At 72.3% G+C, this 24,072-nt stretch carries 20 protein-coding genes; 5 read left to right on the top strand and 15 right to left on the bottom strand.

Annotation, left to right across the window (positions count from 1 at the left end):
• Positions 1-45: 45 nt before the first annotated feature.
• Genes FB462_RS10365 through FB462_RS17385 form a run of 4 tightly spaced genes read left to right on the top strand, consistent with a single transcriptional unit; the run spans position 46 to position 4,429 of the window.
• Positions 46-1,128 (top strand): DUF6177 family protein, encoded by a 1,083-nt coding sequence (locus FB462_RS10365; protein WP_141861785.1) that lies wholly within the window; start codon positions 46-48, stop codon positions 1,126-1,128.
• Entirely contained in the window at positions 1,118-1,492 is a 375-nt protein-coding gene (locus tag FB462_RS10370) for a hypothetical protein (RefSeq protein ID WP_141861787.1), read from the top strand. Before FB462_RS10365 ends, FB462_RS10370 begins: the two co-directional genes overlap by 11 nt.
• Entirely contained in the window at positions 1,489-2,829 is a 1,341-nt protein-coding gene (locus FB462_RS10375; protein WP_141861789.1) for an AAA family ATPase, read from the top strand. Before FB462_RS10370 ends, FB462_RS10375 begins: the two co-directional genes overlap by 4 nt.
• Positions 2,819-4,429, top strand: a complete 1,611-nt coding sequence (locus tag FB462_RS17385; protein WP_167510087.1) for a hypothetical protein — start codon at positions 2,819-2,821, stop codon at positions 4,427-4,429. The genes FB462_RS10375 and FB462_RS17385 overlap by 11 nt, the downstream gene beginning before the upstream one ends.
• Here FB462_RS17385 and FB462_RS10385 read toward each other — a convergent pair.
• The 3 genes from FB462_RS10385 to FB462_RS10395 form a co-directional block, all read right to left on the bottom strand.
• The gene (locus tag FB462_RS10385) at positions 4,407-5,270 is read right to left on the bottom strand and encodes an SseB family protein (protein ID WP_141861791.1); all 864 of its coding nucleotides are present in this window, start codon (positions 5,268-5,270) and stop codon (positions 4,407-4,409) included. The genes FB462_RS17385 and FB462_RS10385 overlap by 23 nt on opposite strands.
• A complete protein-coding gene (locus FB462_RS10390) occupies positions 5,267-5,875 on the bottom strand; it encodes a hypothetical protein (protein WP_141861793.1) in 609 nt (202 codons plus the stop codon). The genes FB462_RS10385 and FB462_RS10390 overlap by 4 nt, the downstream gene beginning before the upstream one ends.
• 277 nt (positions 5,876-6,152) lie before the next feature.
• Positions 6,153-6,683: a DNA/RNA non-specific endonuclease gene (locus tag FB462_RS10395; RefSeq protein ID WP_141861795.1), complete on the bottom strand. Its 531-nt coding sequence runs from the start codon at positions 6,681-6,683 to the stop codon at positions 6,153-6,155.
• Between the two features lie 532 nt (positions 6,684-7,215).
• On the opposite strand from FB462_RS10395, the gene FB462_RS10400 reads away from it, so the two are divergent.
• Positions 7,216-7,755, top strand: a complete 540-nt coding sequence (locus FB462_RS10400; RefSeq protein WP_167510088.1) for an HdeD family acid-resistance protein — start codon at positions 7,216-7,218, stop codon at positions 7,753-7,755.
• Positions 7,756-7,811: 56 nt separating this feature from the next.
• Here the strand turns inward: FB462_RS10400 and FB462_RS10405 are convergent, their stop codons facing one another.
• The 12 genes from FB462_RS10405 to hisI all read right to left on the bottom strand — a co-directional run bounded on the left by FB462_RS10405 (position 7,812) and on the right by hisI (position 24,065).
• Positions 7,812-8,897, bottom strand: a complete 1,086-nt coding sequence (locus tag FB462_RS10405; protein ID WP_373286845.1) for a VIT1/CCC1 transporter family protein — start codon at positions 8,895-8,897, stop codon at positions 7,812-7,814.
• Positions 8,898-9,078: 181 nt separating this feature from the next.
• Positions 9,079-10,524 carry a pyruvate kinase gene (gene pyk, locus FB462_RS10410; protein ID WP_058742554.1) on the bottom strand — a complete coding sequence of 482 codons (1,446 nt, stop codon included), beginning with the start codon at positions 10,522-10,524 and terminating at the stop codon, positions 9,079-9,081.
• Between the two features lie 150 nt (positions 10,525-10,674).
• Complete coding sequence (locus tag FB462_RS10415; RefSeq protein WP_141861799.1) at positions 10,675-12,132, bottom strand: glutamate synthase subunit beta; 1,458 nt, start codon at positions 12,130-12,132, stop codon at positions 10,675-10,677.
• A 108-nt stretch (positions 12,133-12,240) separates the two neighbouring features.
• The gene (gltB, locus tag FB462_RS10420) at positions 12,241-16,893 is read right to left on the bottom strand and encodes a glutamate synthase large subunit (RefSeq protein WP_268238499.1); all 4,653 of its coding nucleotides are present in this window, start codon (positions 16,891-16,893) and stop codon (positions 12,241-12,243) included.
• A gap of 239 nt (positions 16,894-17,132) precedes the next feature.
• On the bottom strand, positions 17,133-18,128 hold the full coding sequence (gene lgt / locus FB462_RS10425; RefSeq protein WP_141861801.1) for a prolipoprotein diacylglyceryl transferase: 996 nt from the start codon (positions 18,126-18,128) through the stop codon (positions 17,133-17,135).
• 217 nt (positions 18,129-18,345) lie between these two features.
• A complete protein-coding gene (gene trpA / locus FB462_RS10430; protein WP_114849960.1) occupies positions 18,346-19,149 on the bottom strand; it encodes a tryptophan synthase subunit alpha in 804 nt (267 codons plus the stop codon).
• A complete protein-coding gene (gene trpB / locus FB462_RS10435; protein ID WP_141861803.1) occupies positions 19,146-20,360 on the bottom strand; it encodes a tryptophan synthase subunit beta in 1,215 nt (404 codons plus the stop codon). Before trpB ends, trpA begins: the two co-directional genes overlap by 4 nt.
• 67 nt (positions 20,361-20,427) lie before the next feature.
• The gene (trpC, locus tag FB462_RS10440) at positions 20,428-21,228 is read right to left on the bottom strand and encodes an indole-3-glycerol phosphate synthase TrpC (RefSeq protein WP_058741464.1); all 801 of its coding nucleotides are present in this window, start codon (positions 21,226-21,228) and stop codon (positions 20,428-20,430) included.
• 11 nt (positions 21,229-21,239) lie between these two features.
• Positions 21,240-21,479: a DUF6704 family protein gene (locus FB462_RS17390; protein ID WP_058741461.1), complete on the bottom strand. Its 240-nt coding sequence runs from the start codon at positions 21,477-21,479 to the stop codon at positions 21,240-21,242.
• Positions 21,476-22,162 (bottom strand): Trp biosynthesis-associated membrane protein, encoded by a 687-nt coding sequence (locus FB462_RS10450; RefSeq protein WP_114849963.1) that lies wholly within the window; start codon positions 22,160-22,162, stop codon positions 21,476-21,478. The genes FB462_RS17390 and FB462_RS10450 overlap by 4 nt, the downstream gene beginning before the upstream one ends.
• Positions 22,159-23,685, bottom strand: a complete 1,527-nt coding sequence (locus FB462_RS10455) for an anthranilate synthase component I (protein ID WP_141861807.1) — start codon at positions 23,683-23,685, stop codon at positions 22,159-22,161. The genes FB462_RS10450 and FB462_RS10455 overlap by 4 nt, the downstream gene beginning before the upstream one ends.
• Entirely contained in the window at positions 23,682-24,065 is a 384-nt protein-coding gene (hisI, locus tag FB462_RS10460) for a phosphoribosyl-AMP cyclohydrolase (RefSeq protein ID WP_058741458.1), read from the bottom strand. Before hisI ends, FB462_RS10455 begins: the two co-directional genes overlap by 4 nt.
• Positions 24,066-24,072 lie beyond the last annotated feature (7 nt).

Below are 24,072 nucleotides of genomic sequence, written 5' to 3' on the forward strand. Positions count from 1 at the left end.
GGCCCCGCCCCGCGCTGCGCGCCGCCGTCCCGTATGGTCGGGTGCATGGGGATCGAGCACCCGCTGGTGGACGGGACCGGCGCGGGCTACGTCGTCAGTGAGACCGTCGGGCGGCTCGTGGCGCTCACCCCGATGCGCGCGGACCTCGTCGTCCAGGCCGCGGCTGCCGGACTCCGGGTGGTGTTCCTGACCCCGGACTCCTCCCGCCTGACCGAACCGTTCCGGCAGGTCCTCGACGCGGCCGACGGACGCTGGGTCGTCCGGTCCGGCGACGGCGCGCTGCGCGACGGGTCGACCGGCACGTCGCTGCTCGGACTCGCCGACGGCTTCCGCTCTCCCCGGACCACCGACGCCGTCGACCCGCGGTACCTCGAGGTCCCCCGACCGGAGCAGGTGCAGTTCGTGGTGTCGGCGTCGATCCGCCACCGCCCCGACGCCGGCACACGTCTGGGTCGTGCGTGGGAGACGTTCGCCGCGCTCGGGCCCGGCACGACCCCGAGTGGTTGGGGCTCGCACGAACCGGTCGAGGCCGACTGGGACAAGGACACCCTCACCGCTGCCGCACGCGCACGGATGCCGCAGGACGCCCGGTTCGTGGTCGTCGGCGACGAGCGGGCGCCGCTGGCCGGGTCGCTCACCGCGCGGCGTACCGAGCACGGGGTGGAGGAGGTCGTCTCCGGCCTGGTCGGCGTCGGGGTCCCCGGCAGCGACGCGGTCCAGCGCGCGCACGACGCCGTGACCGTGCTGCTCGGCGACCTGTGCCGCACTGCGCTCCCGCTGGTCGCGATGGTGTTCGCCCGCGTCGGCTCGGCCGACCTGACCGTGCGCCCGACGCTGGAGCAGGACCCCGAACCCGTGGCGATGCTGCTCGGCTCCCCCGCTGTCAAGGGCCTCGGACTCGACGTCGACGAGATGCGCGACCGGTTCGGAGCCGAACGGGTCGGCCGTCCGCGGGTGCCGTCGCTCGTGTTGCGGTTCCGCGACGGCCCCTCGCGCCCGGACGCCACCGGGTGGGAACGCCTGCGCCCCGTGGTCGACCACCTGGGCCGCGACGCCCTCGAACGCCTGACCGGCCGGGACCTCGGCGCCGGCCGGACCCCGCAGGAGGAGCAGCACCGTGCCCCGTGAACTCACGATCCTCGGTCCGACGCTCGTCGGCGACGCCGAGTTCCGCCCCGCGGCCGCCGCGGTGGACCCCGGGATCGGCCTGCGACTCGTCCGCGGCGGACTGGTCGGACGCTTCACGGACGCCGACGGACGGGTCGTCGCCACCGTGCAGCACCCCCGCCGCGTCCGCTCGGACACCGAGGTCCGTCGCCTGCTGCCCGACCTCACCGAGCTCCCGCCCGAGGCGGAGGGTGGCGGCTGGTGGTGGACCGACGTCTTCGTCCCCCTGCACGACGACGCCGGGTCCGTCGGCACCGGACTGGCCGAGGCGATCGCGGACCACGCGCACGCCGCGCTCTCGACACAGGACGGTGGCCCGCGATGACCGACGACCCGCTCTTCGCCAGCCTCTTCGCCGCCGTGCAGGCAGCGCCCGACGACGTCGCCCTGCGCGGCCAGGTCGCGCAGCTGCTCCTGCAACGCGGCCGGGCGGCCGAGGCACTCCAGCACGCCGCCGTGGTGCTGCAGCTGGACCCCGGCAACGCGCTCGCCCTGCACGTGCTCGCGGACGCGAGCGCCGCGCTCCGGACGCCCGGACCCACCGACGTCGGCGACGCGGCCACCGGCACCGAGCCTCCCGGCCGTCCCGAGGAGGCGTTCGACTGGCGACGTGCCGAGGCGGAGCTGGGACGCAGCGTCCCGCCGCCCTTCGTCGAGTCCGCCGGCGGCCCGCAGGACGGGCCGACACCGCCGCCCGAGGCGTCGGCCGGGCCGTCGGCCGTGCCGTCGGACGTGCCGGAGAAGATCCGGCTCGACGGCGAGGGCGAGCACGTCGTCGACGTCGAGGTCGAACGGCCCGACGTCACCCTCGACGACGTCGGCGGACTCGCGGACGTCAAGCAGCGCATCCGCGAGTCCTTCCTGGAACCGATGCGGCACCCGGAGATCGCCGCGGCCTTCGGGCAGACGCTGCGCGGTGGGCTGCTGCTCTACGGACCGCCCGGGTGCGGCAAGACCTTCATGGCGCGGGCCATCGCCGGCGAACTCGGCGCGCACTTCGTGACCGCGCGGATCGACCAGGTGCTCGATCCCTACCTCGGCAACACGGAGAAGAACCTGCACGCCGTCTTCGAGGCGGCGCGGGCGCAGACGCCGGCGGTGCTGTTCCTCGACGAGATCGACGCGCTCGGCGCCCGACGGTCGAGCATCGGCAGCGGCTGGAGCGGACTGCGGCAGATGGTGAACCAGCTGCTGCTCGAACTCGACTCCGTCGGTTCCGAGAACGACGGGCTGTTCGTGCTCGCCGCGACGAACAGCCCGTGGGACGTTGACCCGGCGTTCCTGCGCCCCGGACGACTCGACCGGATGACGCTCGTGTTGCCGCCGGACGCTCCCGCGCGCGAGGCGATCCTGCGCCACCACTTCGCCCGACGCCCCATCGCCGGCATCGACCTCGGACAGGTCGTCGCGGCGACGCAGGACTTCTCCGGGGCCGACCTGGCGCACCTCGTGACCTCCGCAGCAGAACAGGCGATGGCCCGCTCCGTCGCCGCGGGTGAGATCCAGCCGCTCGTGATGGCGGACGTGCAGCACGCCCTCGGCCAGGTCCGACCGTCGACGGGCTCGTGGCTCGTGACCGCGAAGAACGTCGCCGCGTTCGCGAACGCCGACGGCCGGTACGACGACCTGGTGGTGTACCTGAAGCAGAAGCGTGTCCTCTGACGCCACCGAGTCGGTCGTCGCGCGGGCCGGGTCGCTGCGGGCCCTCGGGCAACTCGAGGCCGCCGAGCGGCTGCTGCAGGACGCGCTCGGTACGGCTCCGGGCGACGCTGCGCTGCTGACGGAGTGGGCCGCGCTGCTGCAGGCGCGTGGCGACCTGCTGCAGGCCGAGCAGGCCGCGCGGTCCGCGCTTCAGGCCGCTCCCGACACGCTGCCCCCGTACCTGCGGCTGGTGGCCGTGCTCATCGTGGCCGGCCGGGCCCCGGAGGCGCTGACCATCACCTCGCAGCTGGTCGGCATGGCACCCGACGTCGCCGGCGTGTGGGCACAGCACGCGCTGGCGAGCATCGACGGGCGTGGCCGCCGCATCGAGCAGGTCCGGCACGCGTACCACCGGGCGCTCGAGCTGGAGCCGGGGTCTCCGGACTGGCACACGGTCGCTGCCGTCTGCGAACGGGTGCACGGCAACACCGGACTCGCGCGGGGGTTCGTCGCTGCGGGGCTCGAGCGGGCGTCGCAGCACCCGGCACTCCTGGCGCTCCGAGCCGAGTACGCACCCGTGGCCGAGCAGCCCGGGTTGTTGCTCGACCTGCTCGTCACCAACCCGGGTGACGAGGAGTCACGGGAACTACTCGACGCGGCTGTCACCTGGGAGCGTCGAGCAGCGTCCGCTGTCGCGCTCGTCCCGGCGGTCGTCGCGGCCGTCGCGCTGGCAGGACCCGGTCTCCCCGGAGCCGTGGCGGCGACCGTCGCCGCGGCCGGGGGCGCCGCCGCGGTCTGGGCAGCGCTGCGGCGGTACCGACGGCGTCGTGATCGGCTGCCGGCGAGCTACCTCGCCACGCTGAGCCGGCGCGGATCCGTCGTCGCCCGATGGGCCGCGATGGTCACGACCGGGTTGGTCGTGCTCGGTGTCGCCGTGCGCTGGGTGGCGGTCGGCGTCGACGGTCCCGCCTGGGAGCTGGCCAGCGCGTGGGTGCTCGGCACCGCGGTCGTCGCGGGGCTGCTGTCCGTCGCGGCGCCGCTGCCCGGGGACGACCGGGTGCTCCGTGCAGCACGGGCGCGGACCGGGCGGGTGCTGTGGGGCGTCGGGTGGCGCTTCGGCAGCCTGCGCCAGGAACTCGCGCTGTGGACCGGGCTCGGGGCCGGGGTGCTCGGGCTGGTGGTCGCCGCGACCGGATCGTCAGACGGCGCACCGGCGGGACTCGTCACCGCCGCGGCGTGGCCGATCGCCCTCGTCACGGCGACGGCGTTCGTCGAGGCCGTGCGCGCTGGACGGTTCGCGCCGCAGCGGTACCTGCGGAGTCTCGGCATCCGCTACCGGCTGCTGGCGCTCGCCGGGCTGACCATCGGGCTCGTCGCGATCGGCGCCGTGGGGTTGCAACCGCCGGGTGCGCGCGGGACGTCGGACCGCGAGCCCGCTCCGGTCAGCACGTTCACGGTTCCGGGCGCGCCGGCGCCCGGTCCGCCGGCGCCCGATTCCCCGTCGTCGGGTTCCCCGGTACCGGTGCCGTCGTTCTCGGTGCCGTCGTTCTCGGTGCCCAGCTTCGACGTGCCCACCATCCCACCGCAGTCGCGGTCGGTCAGTGTGCCCACTCCGGGATGAACCGCGCGTTGCGCCCCTGAGCGGCGAACTCCCCGCGCCAGGCATCGAGTCCCGGAACCGGATCTGCGTCGGTTCGGGGAACGCGGGGATCGGCAGCTCCGAAGTCGAGTCGGTCGTCGTACACGAACGAGTACGAGAACGATCCGGCCGAGGTCAGGTGGAGCTCGGCGCCGATCCAGGTTCCCTTCTCCGGTTCGGCCGCGGAACGCCGGAGCACGCGGAACTCGTCGACCATCGGGTCCGGCACCTGCACCGGGGTGGTCTGTCCTGCGGAGACGACTGCGCCACGCGCTGTGTGTTCGCTCCCGCAGAACCCCACGAAGAAGTCCGCCGAGTCGAAGGTGCCACCCTGTGCCAGCCACCGGTACGCGTTGCCAGCGAGCGTCGACTGAGCCTGCTGCGTGGCGACGATCGACCCTGCCGGTTCGGGCTGCCCGGACTGTTCCGTGGGGGTCGTCCGTGGTGCCAGCAGTTCGGCCGGGATCTGCGGGTGCACGTGCGCCACGAGGGCGGCCGGCAGGTGCAGTTCCCGCGGACCCGGGTTGACCAGGATGCCGCTGTCGGGGACGGCGATCCCGATGACCCGTGCGCCCGTCAGGACGACCACGTCGTTGGCGGTCGGCAGGTCGATCTGCAGGCTGTGCTGCTCGCCGGTGAACACGGCCAGGGCAGGGCCGTCGTCCCGGTGCGTCACGATCGGGTAGGCCGTCTCGCCGTCGATGTGCATCGGCACCAGGAGCGGACTCGGGACGAAGCTGTCCACGAACTCACCGAGTGCTGACGGGTCGACCAGGGCGCGGCCGAGCCGGGCGTCGAGTTCCGGGTTCTCCAGGCCGGTCATCGGTCGAACCGCCGTGCGACCTGCCAGTCCACGAGGTCGGTGATCGCGTCGGTCACGTCGTCCTCGGCGCGGTCCGGGCCGTTCGGGGTGTCCAGCTCGGCTGCGAGGGCGCCACACGAAGCGGTGTCGTGGACGAACCGTCGGAGCAGCGGCCCGGCGGCGGAGGCTGCGACCTGCTCGAGTGCGCGGTCGTCGACCTCGCGGTGGAGCAGCTCCGTCGCCGGGGTGTCCGCACGGAGCGCCCGCACGATCTCCTCTGACACGGCGTCGAACACCTCGGACCAGCGTGTCGACGACGCCAGCGAGGCGCGCGCCGGCGGCCAGGTGGGCGCCGCAGCGATCGCCCGCTCGATGGCAGCGCCGTCCCCGGGCTGAGGCTCTGTGCCCTCGCCTGCCACGAGTGCATGCAGCCATGCAGGGACGTGCTCGGGCGAACGCGGGTGTCGGGCGAGTTCTTCCCCCCACGCCTCATCGAGTGGCAGCGCCAGGTCGACGTCCGAAGGGTCGAGGTCCGGGATCAGCCGGTCGAACCAGACGCGGCCATCCCAGTTGTACGAGAACGAAGAACTGCCGGACGCCCGGTCGACATCGAGGGAGGCGGACAACCAAGCTCCCCGTTCAGGATCAGCCATCACCTCGCGGAGTTGTTCCCAGAGGTCCTGGAACTGCCCTCGGACGCGCATGGATCCGAGAGAACCGTCTGCCCGGGTGAATCGACTGACCAGCGTGCCCATCGAGCCCACCTCGGCCACGATGCACCGAGCCGTCACCCAGTCGTCGTGGGGGCCGAGCAGCCGACCTGCTTCCGCCACGATCCGCGCTTCGAGGGCTTGTTGTTCCGCTGTCACATCTCTCCAGAGTGCAGAGCCGCAACACGGCGGCTCATGGGGTCGGGGCGTTCGAGAACCGGGCCGATCGAATCGGGCCGTCACCGATCTGGTATTCCACATCGTACCTGGACGGCCGGAGTCCGTCCGGGTACGTCAGGTTCACTTCGACACGGACCGATCTGCCGGAGTCGATCGCCGTCGCCCACTGATTCTCGAGGGCCTTGTACGCTCCGAGGTTGACCTTGCTCCACTGCGCCGTGAGGTTGATGCCCTCACCCGGACCGCCGAAGAGCGTCGCGAAGATGTGGCCGCCGTGGTCGACACGCAAACGGTCCGCCCCTCCCGCGGCAGTCTGTTGCCCACCGTGCCGAGACCGGTTCTCGAGCTCCTTGACCACCTGGTCGAGGTGACCCTCGGCGTGCACGACCCGTGCGTGCTCGTCGGTCTCGTAGACCCACTTGCCGCCATCGATCTCGTACCGCGTGTTCGCCTCGATCGCCTTGTGGTACAGGTCGGTGTTCCACGCCCCCTTGCTGCCGGAGTCGTACTGGCGCACCGTCCGCTCGACGCCGTCGTCCCCCACGTGCGTGGTCGACGGTTCGTCGTGCGCGGCAGGGGCGTCCCCGTGCGGAGCTGGCGGGGCGTCGTCGCCGTGCGCGGGGCTCGGTGCGTCGTCGTGCGCGCCGGCCGGGGTGTCCCCGTGGGTCGCCGCGGGCGAGTCGCCGTGCGCAGGGGTCGGCGCGTCGCCGTGGACATTGGTCGGCGGCTCGTCGTGCGCAACGGCCGGCGTCTCGCCACGCTCGACGGACGGCGCGTCACCGTGGCCGGCGTTCGGTGTGTCGACGTGCGGTGCCGTCGGCGCATCGGCGTGCGGCGCCGGCGCCTCAGGACGGGGTGCAGGCGCCGACGGGGCATCGGCGTGCGAGGCGGGGGCGGAGGGCGCATCCGCACGCGGAGCTCGCCGTCGGCGGCCGTGTCCCGACCGCCCGACTGTCGGCAGGGACCCGGCGGGCGCTCGCCGAGCTCGACCGACGCGTCGTCGGGGTGCTCGGGACGCAACGCCGCGGCTGAACGCCGGGTACCGTCGGAGGCCACCCGATCGATCAGGAGGTCCCGTGGATTCCCGTGCCGTCCGCACGTTCCGAGTGTTCGTCGTCGTGACGGCCGTGGTGGCCGTCGTCCTCGGGATCGTCGCGATCGTCTGGCCCCGCCCCTCGCTCGTGCTCGTCGCCCTCGTGTTCGGCGTGTACCTCGTGGTGGCCGGGGCGCTGCGGGTGTTCGCCGCCGTCCGGGGGCACGGCACCCCACCAGCGTGGCGCTGGACCTCGGGCATCGTCGGGGTCCTCGTCGGGCTCGCCGGCCTCCTGACGCTCGTCGACCCGGCGATCCCGCTGCTCGTCTACGCCGTGCTCGCCGGGATCGCGTTCCTGGTCGAGGGCATCGCTGCCCTCGTCGGCGCCGTGGTCGGGCACCCCGGTTCCTCACGGGTCCCGACGGTCGTGAGCGGCGTGCTGTCGATCCTCGGCGGCGTCGTGGTCCTCGTCGCCCCCGGACTCGCCCTCACCGTCTTCACGGTCTTCTCGGGGATCGCCCTCGTCGTGGTCGGCGCCGCCGCGCTCCTGCTCCTGCCGCCCCGCGCGGCGATGCGACGCTGACCGCGCTGCGCCGCTGACCGCCACGCACCGAACCCGACCGGACGCCTCCGCGCGTCCTACGCGCTCCCCGTCCCGAACAGCAGGCCGAGTCCGTACGTCACCGCGGCCGCACCGAACCCGATCGCGAGCTGCCGCAGGGCCCGACGCAGCGGCGACGCTCCGCTGAGCACCCCGACGACCGCGCCCGTCCCGAGCAGCGCGATCCCGACGAGCAGCGCCGCGAGCAGCACAGCCGCCCACCCCTCGAGCCCGAACAGGTACGGCAGCACCGGGATCACCGCACCCGACGCGAAGAACAGGAAGCTCGACACCGCCGCGCTCATGCCGTTGCCGACCGCCTCGTGTTCGTCCGGGCCGGTCGCCGACGGCACCGTCCGCCCGCCGAGGACCTCGTCCGCGTGCGCCTGCGCCTCGATCTCGGTCATCCCGCGTGCCCGGTAGACCAGCGCCAGCTCGTTCGCGTCGACGTCGAGGTCGGCGACGGCCTGCCCGGCCTCGGGGTGCGGCGCCGAGGCGTCGAGCAGCTCCCGCTGCGACCGCACGGAGACGTACTCCCCCGCGCCCATCGACAGCGCACCGGCGAGCAGACCCGCGACGCCGCTCAGCAGGACGAAGTGCCGGTCGGCGCCGGACGCACTGATGCCGATGATGAGCGCCAGGTTCGACACGAGACCGTCGTTCGCGCCGAACACCGCCGCCCGGAACGTCCCGGACAGGCGCATCCGCCCCCGGTTCGCCAGCCCGCGGACCACCTCGCCGTGGATCCGCTCGTCGGCGGCCATCCGCGCCGTGGCGTCGTCGTCGTCGGCGTACGGCGAGCGGTCCTCGGCACGCTGCATGAGCGCGAGCACGAACACCGAGCCGAACCGCTTCGCCAGCGCGGCGAGCACCCGGGTCCGCCAACTCCCCCGCAGCGGCCGCCCCGCCCGGTCGCCGAGCAGGTCGATCCAGTGCTGCTCGTGCCGGCCCTCCGCCTCGGCGAGGGCCGCGAGGATCTCGCGCTCCTCACCCGTCCGTCGCGCGGCGAGGTTCCGGTAGACGGCGGCCTCCGCCCGCTCGTCGGCCAGGTAGCGGCGCCAGCGACGCACGTCCGTCGCGGTGGGTGCGGAACGGTTCTCGTCCTGGAGGCTCACCCCACCGATCCTGCCCGCTCACGCCCGCGCGTGGACGGGTGGGTGCGCAGAGCGGGCGCGGCCGCGTCGTCGGGTGCGGCTCCGTTCCGGACGAGGGCGGGCGTGGGACGCGACAGGGCGCGGACCGGAGGCGGTGTGCGGAACCCGCACCGTGCCTCCCGTCCGCGCCCTGTGGCGTGGTGACCGGGTGTCAGTCGCGCACGTAGGCCGGGGCGGCCTCGGCGTGCGCGTCGCCGACGCGGTGCACGCGGAGGTCGTTCGTCGAGCCCTCGATGCCGGGAGGCGAACCGGCCGTCACGATGACGCGGTCGCCGGGGGCGGCCAGGCCGTTCTCGAGGAGGACGTCGTCCACCTGCGAGAAGAGCTCGTCGGTGTGGGTCTTCCGGTCGACCAGGAACGAACGGACGCCCCACGTGAGGGCCATGCGGCGACGCGTGGCCTCGTTCGGGGTGAACGCGATGATCGGCAGACCGTGGCGCAGACGCGACATGCGGCGGGCCGAGTCGCCGGACTCGGTGAAGACGCAGAGGTACGACGCCTCGGTGAACTCGGCGATCTCGACCGCGGCGAGGGTGATCGCACCTCCGAGCGTGCGCGGCTTGGTGCCGAGCGGGGCGATGCGCTCGAGGCCGTGGTCCTCGGTGGACTCGACGATGCGGGCCATCGTGCGGACGGTCTGCACCGGGTACTCGCCGACGCTGGTCTCGCCCGAGAGCATGACCGCGTCCGCACCGTCGAGGACGGCGTTCGCGACGTCGGAGGTCTCGGCACGGGTGGGGATCGGCGACGAGATCATCGACTCGAGCATCTGCGTCGCGACGATGACCGGCTTCGCCATGCGGCGGCTCAGCTCGACGGCGCGCTTCTGCACGATCGGGACGGCCTCGAGCGGGAGCTCGACGCCGAGGTCACCGCGGGCGACCATGATGCTGTCGAACGCGTCGATGATCTCCTCGAGGGCGTCGACGGCCTGCGGCTTCTCGATCTTCGCGATGACGGGGAGGCGCTTGCCCTCCTCGTCCATGATCTCGTGCGCGCGGTCGACGTCGGCGGCGTTGCGCACGAACGACAGCGCGATGAGGTCGGCGCCCTGGCGGATCGCCCAGCGGAGGTCGGCCTCGTCCTTCTCGCTCAGCGCGGGCACGTTGACCGCGACGCCGGGCAGGTTGATGCCCTTGTTGTTCGAGACGGTGCCGGCGACGACGACCTCGGTGCGCACGCGCACGCCGTCGGTGTCGAGCACGCGGAGCCGCACCCGGCCGTCGTCGATGAGCAGCGGGTCGCCGGGCTTCACGTCCTGGGGCAGGCCCTTGAACGTCGTGCCGCAGATCTCCTTCGAGCCGGGCACGTCCTCGGTCGTGATGGTGAAGACGTCACCGACGGCGAGCTCGTGGGGGCCGTCCGCGAACCGGGCGAGGCGGATCTTCGGGCCCTGCAGGTCGACGAGGATCGCGACCGGCTTGCCGAGCTCCTCGGCGGCGCGACGGACGTTCTCGTAGTTGGCCTCGTGGACGCTGTAGTCACCGTGGCTGAGGTTGAGGCGGGCGACGTCGACGCCCGCTTCGATGATCTCCTTGACGGTCTCGTACTCCGACGTGGCGGGTCCGAGCGTCGAAACGATCTTTGCGCGTCTCAATGGATTCCTTCGTGTGGTGGATGGTGCTGGGGTTTCCGCGCTGTGGGGCCGCGCGGAACGACAGCAGGCCACCAGCACCCTATCGAGTGCCGGTGGCCTGCTGCTCACTGGCGGTCGTGCGTTCCCGTGTCGTTCACGTCGCCCGCCCGGTCAGACCGAGATGGCACGGTCGGTGGCCTTCACCGGTGCCGGCAGGATCGTCGAGCCCTCGAGGTACTCGTCGACCTTCGCGGCGGCGGCGCGGCCCTCGGCGATCGCCCAGACGATGAGCGACTGTCCGCGGCCGGCGTCCCCGGCGACGAACACGCCCGGCTCGTTGGTGGAGTAGTCGGCCTGGCGTGCGACCGCACCGGACGGCGTGGTCGGCAGCCCGAGCTGCGGCTCGAGCGTCTCGGTCTCCGGGCCGGTGAAGCCCATCGCGATGAGGACGAGGTCGGCGGGGATCTCGCGCTCAGTGCCGCTCTTCGGGACGCGGCGGCCGTCGACGTACTCGGTCTCGGCGACCCGGAGCGCCCGGACCTCGCCCGCGGCGTTCCCGAGGAACTCGACGGTCGACGCCAGGTAGTGCCGCTCGCCGCCCTCCTCGTGGGCGCTGGAGACCTCGAACACGGTCGGGAACATCGGCCACGGCTGGTCGGACGGACGCTCGAGCGGCGGCTGCTTGCCGATGGCCAGGTTCGTCACGCTCAGCGCGCCCTGCCGGTGCGCCGTGCCGATGCAGTCCGCGCCGGTGTCGCCGCCGCCGATCACGACGACGTGCTTGCCCTCGGCGGTCACCTGGTTGTCGACCGTGGTGCCCGCGTTCGTCTTGTTCTGCTGGACGAGGTAGTCCATCGCGTACTGCACGCCGGCCAGGTCGCGGCCGGGGATCGGCAGGTCGCGCGGGACGGTCGCGCCGGTCGCGACGACGACCGCGTCGTACCGGGACTTCAGGTCGTCCCAGGTGATGTCGACGCCGATCTCGACGCCTGCGCGGAAGCGGGTGCCCTCGGCCTGCATCTGGGCGAGGCGCGCGTCGATCTGGCGCTTCTCCATCTTGAAGTCCGGGATGCCGTAGCGGAGCAGGCCGCCGATGCGGTCGTCGCGCTCGTACACGGCGACGGTGTGGCCGGCGCGCGTGAGCTGCTGCGCGGCGGCGAGGCCGGCGGGGCCGGACCCGACGACCGCCACGGTCTTGCCGGTCAGGCGCTCCGGCGGGTGCGGTGTGACCCAGCCGTTCTGGAACGCCTCGTCGATGATCGAGACCTCGACCTGCTTGATCGTGACCGGCGGCTGGTTGATGCCGAGCACGCAGGACGCCTCGCACGGTGCCGGGCAGAGCCGACCCGTGAACTCCGGGAAGTTGTTCGTCGCGTGCAGGCGCTCGATCGCCTGGCGGCCCTCGCCGCGCCACGTCAGGTCGTTCCACTCGGGGATGAGGTTCCCGAGCGGGCAGCCCTGGTGGCAGAACGGGACGCCGCAGTCCATGCAGCGGCCGGCCTGGCGCTTGAGCGCGCCGGACTCCTGCTGCTCGTAGACCTCTTTCCAGTCCATGAGGCGGACGGGGACGGGTCGTCGTGCGGGGAGCTCGCGCTCCTGGACCTTGAGGAAGCCCTTCGGGTCAGCCACCGGTCACCTCCGTGGTGTTGATGCACACTGCCGGTTCCGTGCCGAGGATCTCAGCCACCGGTCACCTCCGCGATGTCGATGTGAACTGCCGGTTCCGTGCCGAGGGTCTCAGCCACCGGTCACCTCCAAGATGCGGTTCCAAACGATGTCGCCGTCGGGGTCGAGCCCCTCGTCGACAGCCTGCTGGCGGGTCTCGAGCACGGCGGCGTAGTCCCGCGGCAGCACCTTCACGAAGGCGCTGAGGTCGCCGGACTCGAGCAGGTCGCCCGCCACGGTCGACCCGGTCTCGTCGTGGTGCTGCCGGAGCAGGTCCGTGACGATCTCGACGTCGGCGCTGTCGAGCTCCTCGAGCCGGAGCTCGCCGGTCGCCAGGGCGTCGGTGTTCACGTGCTCGCGACGGAGCCCCAGGACGTACGCCGTGCCACCGGACATGCCGGCGCCGAGGTTCCGGCCGGTCTCGCCGAGGATGAGCGCCAGACCGCCGGTCATGTACTCGAGCGCGTGGTCGCCCACGCCCTCGACGACCGCGGTCGCCCCGGAGTTCCGGACCAGGAAGCGCTCGCCCACGACACCGCGGATGAACATGCTGCCCTGGGTCGCGCCGTACCCGATGACGTTGCCGGCGATGACGTTCTCGGACGCCTCGAACGCGGACTCCGAGTCCGGGCGCACGACGATCGAGCCACCCGACAGCCCCTTGCCGACGTAGTCGTTGCTGTCGCCCACGAGCCGGAGCGTGATGCCGGCGGGCAGGAACGCACCGAGCGACTGCCCGGCGGACCCGCGGAGCGTGATGTCGATCGACCCGGCGGGCAGGCCGTGCTCGCCGTGGCGGAGCGTGACCTCGTGCCCGAGCATCGTGCCGACGGCGCGCTCCGTGTTGCGGATCGGCAGGTCCAGCGCGATCGACCCCCCGTGCTCGAGCACGTCGGCGGTCTCGTGGATCAGCCGGACGTCGAAGTGCTCGTCGAGCTCGTGGTCCTGGTCGCGCAGGTGGCGACGGGGCTCGTCGCGACCGAACTCCGGGCCGTGCAGCACCGGCGCGAGGTCGAGACCGGACGCCTTCCAGTGCTCGACGGCACGGTCGGTGTCGAGCGCGTCGACCTGGCCGATCGCCTCGTCCAGGCTGCGGAAGCCGAGCTCGGCGAGGAGCTCGCGGACTTCTTGAGCGATGAACTCGAAGAAGTTCACGACGAACTCGGGCTTGCCCAAGAAGCGCTTCCGGAGCTCCGGGTTCTGCGTCGCGACGCCCACCGGGCACGTGTCGAGGTGGCAGACCCGCATGAGGATGCAGCCCTCGACCACGAGCGGTGCGGTCGCGAAGCCGTACTCCTCTGCCCCGAGCAGCGCGGCCACGACCACGTCGCGCCCGGTCTTCATCTGCCCGTCGACCTGCACCACGACGCGGTCGCGCATGCCGTTCAGCATGAGCGTCTGCTGCGTCTCGGCCAGGCCGATCTCCCACGGGGTGCCGGCGTGCTTCAACGAGTTGAGCGGGGAGGCACCCGTGCCGCCGTCGTGCCCCGAGACGAGCACGACGTCGGCCAGCGCCTTCGTGACGCCCGCGGCGACCGCGCCGATGCCGGACTGGCTCACGAGCTTGACATGGACACGCGCCGACGGGTTCGCCCGCTTCACGTCGAAGATCAGCTGCTTGAGGTCCTCGATCGAGTAGATGTCGTGGTGCGGCGGCGGCGAGATGAGCCCGACGCCCGCGGTGGCGTGCCGGGTCCGCGCGACCCAGGGGTACACCTTCGTCGGCGGGAGCTGGCCGCCCTCACCCGGCTTCGCACCCTGCGCCATCTTCAGCTGGATGTCGGTGGCGTGCGTCAGGTACATGCTCGTGACGCCGAAGCGGCCGGAGGCGACCTGCTTGATCGCGCTGCGACGCTCCGGGTCGAGCAGGCGCTCGACGTCCTCGCCGCCCTCGCCCGTGTTCGAGCGGGCACCGAGGCGGTTCATCGCGATCGCGAGGGTCTCGTGCGCCTCTTGCGAGATCGAGCCGTAGGACATCGCACCGGTGTTGAACCGCTTGACGATCGACTCGATCGGCTCGACCTCGTCCAGCGGGATCGGCTGCCGGACGCCGTGGCGGAACCGGAAGAGCCCGCGGAGCGTCATGAGGTCCTCGGACTGGTCGTCGACCGCCCGGGAGTACTCGCGGAAGATGTCGTACCGGCGGGCGCGCGTCGCGTGCTGCAGGCGGAACACCGTGTCCGGGTTGAACAGGTGCGGCGGTCCCTCGCGGCGCCACTGGTACTCGCCGCCGGTCTGCAGGCGCTCGTGCGAGAGCACCGCGCCGTCCTGCGGATACGCCTGGGCGTGGCGCTCGGCGTTCTCCTTCGCGATGACCTCGATCCCCACACCGCCGAGGATCGACGAGGTGCCGGTGAAGTACTTGTCGACGAACTCCTGGCTGAGCCCGACGGCCTCGAACGCCTGGGCGCCCGCGTAGCTGGACACCGTCGAGATGCCCATCTTCGACATGATCTTCAGGACGCCCTTGCCGAGCGCCTTGATGACGTTCTTCACGGCCTGCTCGGGGGTGAGCCCGGTGATCATCCCGGAGCGCACGAGGTTCTCGCACGTCTCCATCGCCAGGTACGGGTTGATCGCGGACGCGCCGTAGCCGATCAGGGTCGCCACGTGGTGGACCTCGCGCACGTCGCCGGCCTCGACGATCAGCCCGACCTTCATGCGCTGCTCGGTCCGGATCAGGTGGTGGTGCACGGCGGCGAGCAGCAGGAGGCTCGGCACGGGGGCCTGCTCCGCGTTGCCGTCGCGGTCGGACAGCACGATGAACTGCTTGCCGGACTCGATCGCCGCGTCGACCTCGTCGCACACCGCGGCGATGCGCTTCTGCATCGCCTTCTTGCCGGCGTCGACGCGGTACAGGCCCTTGATCGTCACGGTGAGGTGCCGACCGGACGCCGTCTCGAAGTGCTGGATCTTCGCGAGCTCGTCGTTGTCGATGACCGGGAAGTCGAGCGTGATCTGCTTCGCGTGCTCGGGGCCGGCGTCGAGCAGGTTGCGCTCCGGGCCGAGGCCCATGCCCATCGAGGTGATGACCTGCTCGCGGATCGAGTCGAGCGGCGGGTTCGTCACCTGCGCGAACTGCTGCGTGAAGTAGTCGAACAGCAGACGGGGGCGCTCGGACAGCACCGCGATCGGCGTGTCCGAGCCCATCGCACCGAGCGGCTCGGCGCCGGTCTGCGCCATCGGCCGCAGCAGGATGCGGACTTCTTCCTCGGTGTAGCCGAAGGCGCGCTGGCGGCGGGTGACCGACGCGGGCGTGTGCACGATGTGCTCGCGGTCGGGCAGGTCGGACAGGTTGATCCGGCCCTCGTCGAGCCACTGGGCCCAGGGTCCGGACGCCGCGAGGTCGCGCTTGACCTCGTCGTCCTCGATGATCCGACCGGCCTCGGTGTCCACGACGAACATCCGACCGGGGCGCAGGCGGCCCTTGCGGACGACCTTGCCCGGCGGCACGTCGAGCACGCCGGTCTCCGACCCCATCACGATCAGGCCGTCGTCGGTGACGAGGAACCGGCCGGGGCGCAGGCCGTTGCGGTCGAGCGTGGCGCCGACGATCGCACCGTCGGTGAACGTGATCGCGGCGGGGCCGTCCCACGGCTCCATGAGCATCGAGTGGTACTCGTAGAACGCCCGCAGGTCGGGGTCCATGCCGACCTGGTTCTCCCAGGCCTCCGGCACCATCATCGAGACCGCGTGCGGAAGGCTCCGCCCGGTCAGGGCGAGCAGCTCGAGGGTCTCGTCGAAGGACGCCGAGTCGCTCGCGCCGGGGCTGACGATCGGCAGCAGCGGTGCGAGGTCGCCGAGCAGCTCGCTCTCGAGCTGGGACTGGCGGGCGCGCATCCAGTTGCGGTTGCCGCGGACGGTGTTGATCTCGCCGTTGTGGGCGAGCGTGCGGAAGGGCTGCGCGAGCGGCCACGACGGGAAGGTGTTCGTGGAGTAGCGCGAGTGCACGATCGCGAGCTTCGAGGCGAACCGCTCGTCGCTGAGGTCCGGGTAGAACGGCTCGAGTTGGAGCGTCGTGACCATGCCCTTGTAGACCATGGTCCGGCTCGACAGCGACATGAAGTAGACCTCGAGCCCGTGCTCCGCGCGCTTGCGGAGGCGGAAGGCCTGACGGTCGAGGGCGATCCCGCTCCACGCGGCACCGTGCACGTCGTGCCGGGTGGACGCCACGAAGAGCTGCTCGAACGCCGGCATCGCCGCGCGGGCGAGCGTGCCGAGGACCTCGGGGCGGACCGGCACCGGACGCCAGCCGAGCACCCGGAGCCCCTCTTCGCGCGCGATCCGCTCGACGGCACCCTGCACCGCGTGCCGCTCGTCGTCGTCGGTCGGCAGGTAGGCCGTCCCGACCGCGTACTCCCCCGCTGCCGGCAGCTCGAAGTCGACCTCGTCGCGCAGGAACGCGTCCGGCACCTGGCACAGGATGCCCGCGCCGTCGCCGGTGCCCGCGTCCGATCCCACGGCACCGCGGTGCTCGAGGTTGCGCAGTGCACCGAGTGCGGCGTCGACGATGTCATGGCCGGCCGTCCCGCGCAGGGTCGCCACCATCGCGAGACCGCAGGCGTCCTTCTCGTTCGCCGGGTCGTACGCGCCGGTCGCGTCCGGCACGGCGGAGAAGCGCCGGTGCGCGGGCAGGAGTGCGCCGGGTGCACGCTGACCGGGTGCACGCTGACCGAGTGCACGCTGCGCGGCCTGGGCGGGGGTCGGGTGTGGCTGGAGCGCCATGGGGAACCGTCCTCACGAGGAAGTGGACCAGGGACGTCGGTGGCCCGGTGGTGCGTTCCGCCCGAGCGGGCGGGACTGGTGCCCATGCACGTCGTCGAGGGTGTGCGCTCACGACGTGCGTGGTCGCGGCGTCGATGGTGACGACGCCGGCCGGTGCAGCGGGTCCGCGTGGTCGGCGGGTGTCGACCGTGCGGCGGGTTGGGTGGTGCTGTTGCTCGTGTCGGCTGGTGGGCGCCGCGTTACTTCGCGGACCCGCCTGCCGGCACCGGATCGGAGCCCGTGACGGCCGCCGCGGCGTCGTCGTCGTGTTCTGACCAGGTGTCGTCCGAGTCTACATCGGAGGTCCGACGCGGCTGGCGTCCCGGGGCGTACGGGCTCGGTTCCTTGCCGGTGTGCCGCCGCGTCTGGACGATGAAGACGATGATGCCGATCAGGATCGCGGCGAAGGACGCCCACACGTTCGTGCGGATTCCGAAGAACGTCTCGCTCGTGTCGACGCGGATGGACTCGAGCACGGAACGGCCGGTGCCGTACCAGATCAGGTAGAGCGCCATGACCTTGCCCCACTGCAGGCGGAAGCGCTTGTCGAGCAGCAGGATCACGACGACGCCGCAGACGTTCCAGATGATCTCGTAGAGGAACGTCGGGTGGAACAGCGTGCCCTCGGGCAGGCCCTTCGGGAACGCCGGGTTCGACGACTCGATCTGCAGGCCCCACGGCAGGTTCGTCGGCATGCCGAAGAGCTCGTGGTTGAAGTAGTTGCCGAGCCGCCCGAACGCCTGGGCGAGCAGCACGCCGGGCGCGATCGCGTCGATCAGGGTCGTGAAGCGCAGGCCCACCTGCCGGCAGCCGATCCACGCCCCGACCGAGCCGAGGATGATCGCGCCGAAGATGGCCAGACCGCCCTCCCAGATGTAGAGGAAGGACAGCGGGTCGCGGCCCGGGCCGAAGTAGTCGCTGACGTGGGTGAAGACGTGGAACAGGCGCCCGCCGATGATGCCGAACGGCACCGCCCAGATCGCGATGTCGATGATGATCCAGCGCTCGACGCCGCGGGCGTTGAGCCGGCGGTTCGCGAGCAACACGGCCGCGACGATCCCGAGCAGGATGCAGATCGCGTAGGCGTGGATGCGGAAGTCGAGGGGCAGCGAGAACCCGAACACGTCACGGAGCCAGGCCGTCAGGTCGAAGTACTGCCAGGCCGTGCTCGGGCTCGGGATGCTCAGGAGGGGCATGGAGGTGCTGTCGCCTTTCGGTGCTCTGCGTCCGCGGGACCGACACCGGGTCGGCCCCGATCACTGTAGCGCGGGAACCGCGCCGGTCAGGAACGCTGCGGCCCGTCCTGTGGGAACTGTGACGGACGGGAGGCACGGTGCGGGTCACCGACGTCGGTCACCCGCACCGTGCCTCCCGACCGGGGCGGCGGAGCAGCGGCGCTGCGCGCCTGCGCGCTCAGCGACGCACGGCACCCGACGTCAGGTCGGCCGCACGGTCCGCGACGCCCTGGACGCCGAGGTCCGCGAGCGCACGCACGAACGCCGAACCGACGATGGCGCCGTCGGCGTACTCGAGCACCTCGGTGACCTGGTCGGCCGTCGAGATCCCGAGCCCGACACAGGTCCGGGCGACGCCCGCGTCGCGGAGCCGCGACACGACCGTCCGCGCTGCGGTGTCCACGCCGACGCGCGCGCCGGTGACACCCATCGTGGAGACGGCGTACACGAAGCCGCGGCTCGCCTGCACCGCCTGCTGCATCCGGGTGTCGGTGGAGGACGGCGCCGCGAGGAACACACGGTCGAGCCCGGTGCGCTCGGAGGCGTCGATCCAGGCGCGTCCCTCGTCGGGGATGAGGTCGGGCGTGATGAGACCGGACGCTCCGGAGGCCACGAGGTCGTCAGCGAACCGGTCGACGCCGTAGCGCAGCACCGGGTTCCAGTACGTCATGACGAGCACCGGCACGTCCGCGCGGCTCGTGATCTGCGCGACGGCGTCGAACACCTGCGCGACGCGGAAGCCGTTCGCCAGGCTCTCCTCAGCCGCGCGCTGGATGACGGGGCCGTCCATCACGGGGTCGGAGTACGGCAGGCCGAGCTCGATGACGTCGACGCCGTTCTCGGCGAGGGCGACCGCCGCGTCGACGCTCGTCTGCAGGTCCGGGAACCCGGCGGGCAGGTACCCGACGACGGCGCCGGCGCGCTCGGTGTTGGCGGCGTCGATCGTCGCGGCGACCGATCGGGTGGTCTCAGGGTTCGTCACAGCTGCACCGCGTTCTCGTCGAGGATCCCGAAGTAGCGGCTGGCGGACGCCACGTCCTTGTCGCCACGTCCGGACAGGTTGATCAGGATGACGCCGTCCGGGCCGAGCTCCTTGCCGAGCTTGATCGCACCGGCCAGGGCGTGCGACGACTCGATCGCCGGCAGGATGCCCTCGGTGCGGCTGAGGAGCCGGAAGGCCTCCATCGCCTCGGTGTCGGTGATCGGCTCGTACGTGGCGCGACCGATCGACGCGAGGTAGGCGTGCTCGGGCCCGACGCTCGGGTAGTCGAGACCGGCCGAGATGCTGTGGCTCTCGATGGTCTGGCCGTCCTCGTCCTGCATCAGGTAGGACATCGTGCCCTGCAGCACGCCGGTGCGGCCGAGCGAGATGCTCGCGGCGTGCCGCCCCGTCTCGATGCCCTCGCCGCCGGCCTCGTAGCCGTGGAGCTTGACGGACTCGTCGTCGAGGAACGCCTCGAAGATGCCCATCGCGTTCGACCCGCCGCCCACGCACGCGGCGACGGCGTCCGGCAGGCGACCGACACGGTCGAGGACCTGCTGACGGGCCTCTTCGCCGATCACCTTGTGGAACTCGCGGACCATCTCCGGGAACGGGTGCGGGCCCGCGACCGTGCCGAGCAGGTAGTGCGTCGACTCGACGTTGGCGACCCAGTCCCGCAGGGCGTCGTTGATCGCGTCCTTGAGCGTGCGCGATCCGGTCTCGACCGGGATCACCTCGGCGCCGAGCAGTCGCATCCGGGCGACGTTCAGCGCCTGACGCTCGGTGTCCACCGCGCCCATGTAGACGACGCAGTCCATGCCGAAGAGCGCCGCAGCGGTGGCCGTCGCGACACCGTGCTGGCCGGCGCCGGTCTCGGCGATGAGGCGCGTCTTGCCGAGGCGCTTCGCGACGAGGGCCTGACCGAGCACGTTGTTGATCTTGTGCGAGCCGGTGTGGTTGAGGTCCTCGCGCTTGAGCAGGATCCGGGCACCGCCGGCGTGCTTCGCGAACCGGGGCGCCTCGGTGATGATCGACGGGCGCCCGGTGTACTCGCGCTGGAGCGTGTCGAGCTCCTCGCGGAACGCCGGGTCCGCCCAGGCCTCGCGGAAGGCCGTCTCGAGCTCGTCGAGAGCGAGGACCAGCGACTCGGGGACGAAGCGTCCGCCGAAGTCGCCGAAGTACGGTCCGTGCAGGTCACGCAGTGAGGTCACGATGGGTCTCCCGGATGGGGTCGGCGTGCGCCGTCGGGTGGACGGCTGCCGATGGGGACGGTGTCGGTCAGACCCGCGGGCGGCCGAGGCCGTCCGCGGCGTCGATGAACGACGCGAGGGTGGCGGCGGGGTCCGCGCCCGTGACGAGCGCCTCCCCCACCAGGACGACGTCGGCACCTGCGGCGCGGTAGTGCGCGACGTCGGCAGGACCGGCGACGGCGGACTCGGCGACGCGGACGACCCCGTCGGGGATCCGGTCGGCGAGCGACCCGAACAGGTCGCGGTCCAGCGAGAAGTCGGTCAGGTCGCGGGCGTTCACGCCGAGGATGCGCGCACCGGCGTCGAGGCCACGCGAGACCTCGTCCGCGGAGTGCGCCTCGACCAGGACGCGCATGCCGAGCTGCTCGGCCAGGTCGTGCAGCTCGACGAGCCGGGCCTGGTCGAGGGCGGCGACGATGAGCAGCACGAGATCGGCGCCGGCGGCGCGGGCCTCGACCACCTGGTACGGGTCCGCGATGAAGTCCTTGCGGAGCACCGGGACGCCGACGCGCGCCTTGACGGCCTCGAGGTCGGCGAGGCTGCCGAGGAACTTCCGTCCCTCGGTCAGGACGCTGATCGTCGAGGCGCCACCGCGCTCGTAGTCGGCGGCCAGGGCGGCCGGGTCCTCGATGGTGGCCATCGAGCCGCGGGACGGGCTCGCGCGCTTGACCTCGGCGAGGATCTTGACGCGGTCACCCGGGGCGAGGAAGTCGAGCGCGTCGAGGGGCGATGCCACCCGGTCGAGGTCGCGTTCGACGTCCGCGTACGGACGGTCGAGGCGACGGGCGGCGGCGTCCTCGAGGGCACCCGCGACGAGGGTCTCGAGCACGTTCGGCACGACTACTCCGCGTGGTGCTTGGGGACGAACTTCGGGCCGTCGACGCCGTAGCCGGCGCGCTTCATGACGGCACCGACGATGAGCCCGACGACCACGACCGCGGCGGAGGCCCAGACGCCCCACGCCAGGTCGAACCAGAAGAACAGCGTCCCGGCCGCGAACCCGATCAGCATGATCACGACGGCGGTCCAGGCGGCGGGCGAGTGGCCTTCGCCGAGTTCTGCGGGCTCAGTGTTGCTCACGGTGCTCCTCGTTCTGCTCCGGCGCCGTCGTCCGATCGGCGCCGCTCCGATCCTACCGTGTCGGTCGTGGACGCCTCGTCCAGGACGGTCGGGTCGTCGCCGGCACTGAGGTCGTCCCAGTCGGTGACGGCGTCGCGCACGGTCGGGGCCGCCGCACGGGCGTCGGCCGCCGCACCCGCGGTCGCCGCGCCGTACTTCCGGCTCGGCCCGGGCCACGACCGCTGCAGGACCAGGACGGCAACGCCGAGGAGCACGGCGAGGACGCCCCCGGCGATCCCGACGAGCGGCCACGGCGTCACGTCGACGCTCGACACCGCCCGGCGGACCGCGTCGATGTCGCTCACGCCGGCGACCTCGCCCACGGCGCCCTTCGCCGCGGCGACCGGGTCGGCCAGCGCGCTCACACCGACCGCGACGACACCCGCGCCGAGCAGGACCTCGACCACGCCGAGCACGACGCGGAGCACCCGCCCCGCGATCGTCAGCGCGAGGAAGAGCGCCAGGCTCGCGATGGCGAGCGCGGTGTACTGCGGGACCGCGGCGGCCCCGTCGGCGACGACCCGGGACACGACGGCCGTCCCGGCGTGCAGGTGCACCGTGAACCAGGTCTGCGTCCACGAGAGCATCACGATGCCCGCGACGGCGAGCCCGGCGACGACGGTGATCGGTCGGGAGCGCTTCACGACCGGACCTCGCGCATGCGGTTGGCGGTCGCGACGGCGCGCAGCGGGGCCGCGGCCTTGTTGACCGCCTCGACGTGCTCGGTGTGCGGGTCGGAGTCCGCCACGAGCCCGGCGCCGGCCTGCACCCGGGCGACCCCGTCCTTGATGAGCGCCGTTCGGATCGCGATGGCCAGGTCGGCGTCACCGGCGAAGTCGAAGTACCCGACGACGCCCGCGTAGACGCCGCGCTTCGCCGGTTCGAGCTCGTCGATGATCTCGAGGGCGCGCGGCTTCGGTGCCCCGGAGAGCGTGCCGGCCGGGAAGGTCGCACGGAAGACGTCGATCGCGGACGCTCCGGGACACACGGCCCCCTCGACGCTCGACACCAGGTGCATGATGTGGCTGAAGCGCTCGACGGTCATGAACTCCGTGACCGCGACGGACCCCGGCTCGCACACCTTCTGCAGGTCGTTGCGGGCGAGGTCGACGAGCATCAGGTGCTCGGCGCGCTCCTTCGGGTCGGCGAGCAGTTCGTCGCCGAGCCGGACGTCCTCGACCGGGGTCGCCCCGCGGGGCCGCGACCCGGCGATCGGGTGGGTGATCGCCCGACCGTCCTGGACCTTCACGAGGGCCTCGGGCGAGGCCCCGACGATCCAGAACCGCTCGTCGGCCGTGTCCGCGAGGGACAGGAAGTACATGTACGGGCTCGGGTTGAGCGTCCGGAGCACCCGGTAGACGTCGAGCGGGTCGGCCGTCACGTCGTGGTCGAACCGCTGCGAGATCACCACCTGGAACACGTCGCCGTCGCGGATGAAGTCCTTCGACCGCACCACCGCGGCCATGTACTCGTCCGGGGTCGAGCGGTGCCGCGGCGTCGGCTCGGCGATCTCGAACGCCTCGGCCACGGTGGCGACGCTCGGCGTGACCAGGTCGGCCTGCATCCGGTCGAGCCGGGACTGCGCGTCCTGCCACATCGTGTCGGCGTCGTCGGTGCCGTCGTTCAAGGCACTGGCGACGAGCAGCACGAGGCCGGTGCGGTGGTCGAGCGCGGCCAGCTCGGACACGAACGCGAGTGCCTGACCGGGCACGTCGAAGTCGGCGTCCGGCACGTTCGGCAGGTGCTCGAGCTGCCGAACGGCCTCCCAGCCGATGAACCCGACGGTCCCGCCGACGAGCGGCGGCGTCCCGGGGACGCGCGGGGTCGCCCAGCGCTCGTGCAGCCGCGCGAGCACCTCGAGCGGGGCGCCGTCGAGCGACCCGACGGCGCGCGACGCCGGGATGCCGGTGTCGATCCACGCGGCCCGGTCACCCTCCTGCGTGAGCACGCCGAAGCTCCGCACGCCGACGAACGACCAGCGCGACCAGAGGCCGCCCTGCCCCGCCGACTCGAGCAGGAAGGAGCCGGGGCGGCCGTCCGCGAGCTTGCGGTAGACCCCGACCGGGGTCTCACTGTCGGCGTACAGCGCGCGGACGACGGGCACGACCCGGTGGCCGTCGAGCAGGGCGTCGAAGTCCGAGCGCGTGGTGCTGGTCGAGGTGCTCATCGCGTGGCCTCCGGTGCGGTCGCGGTCACGGGGTCGAGGGGGTCCACGTCGAAGCACCGGTGCGCACCGGTGTGGCACGCGGCGCCGACCTGGTGCACGGTCACGAGCAGCGTGTCGTCGTCGCAGTCCAGGGCCGCGGCGCGCACGTACTGGGCGTGCCCGGAGGTGTCGCCCTTCCGCCAGTACTCGCGCCGGGAGCGGGACCAGAAGGTCACCCGCCCCTCGGTCAGGGTGCGGCGCAGGGCTTCCCGGTCCATCCAGCCGAGCATGAGGACGTCCTTCGTGGACTCCTCCTGCACGACGGCGGGGAGCAACCCGTCCGCACCGAACCGCGCGCGGTCGAGGACCGCTTCCGTGCTGGTGTCGGTGCTGTCGGTCATGAGGCTC

Source organism: Curtobacterium citreum (assembly GCF_006715175.1).
GTDB classification, from domain to species: domain Bacteria; phylum Actinomycetota; class Actinomycetes; order Actinomycetales; family Microbacteriaceae; genus Curtobacterium; species Curtobacterium citreum.

Coding starts and splice junctions, on each gene's coding strand:
- FB462_RS10365 (WP_141861785.1), top strand. CDS start 46: ATGGGGATCGAGCACCCGCTGGTGGACGGGACCGGCGCGGGCTACGTC.
- FB462_RS10375 (WP_141861789.1), top strand. CDS start 1,489: ATGACCGACGACCCGCTCTTCGCCAGCCTCTTCGCCGCCGTGCAGGCA.
- FB462_RS10385 (WP_141861791.1), bottom strand. CDS start 5,270: ATGACCGGCCTGGAGAACCCGGAACTCGACGCCCGGCTCGGCCGCGCC.
- gltB (WP_268238499.1), bottom strand. CDS start 16,893: ATGGCGCTCCAGCCACACCCGACCCCCGCCCAGGCCGCGCAGCGTGCA.
- lgt (WP_141861801.1), bottom strand. CDS start 18,128: ATGCCCCTCCTGAGCATCCCGAGCCCGAGCACGGCCTGGCAGTACTTC.
- FB462_RS10455 (WP_141861807.1), bottom strand. CDS start 23,685: ATGAGCACCTCGACCAGCACCACGCGCTCGGACTTCGACGCCCTGCTC.
- hisI (WP_058741458.1), bottom strand. CDS start 24,065: ATGACCGACAGCACCGACACCAGCACGGAAGCGGTCCTCGACCGCGCG.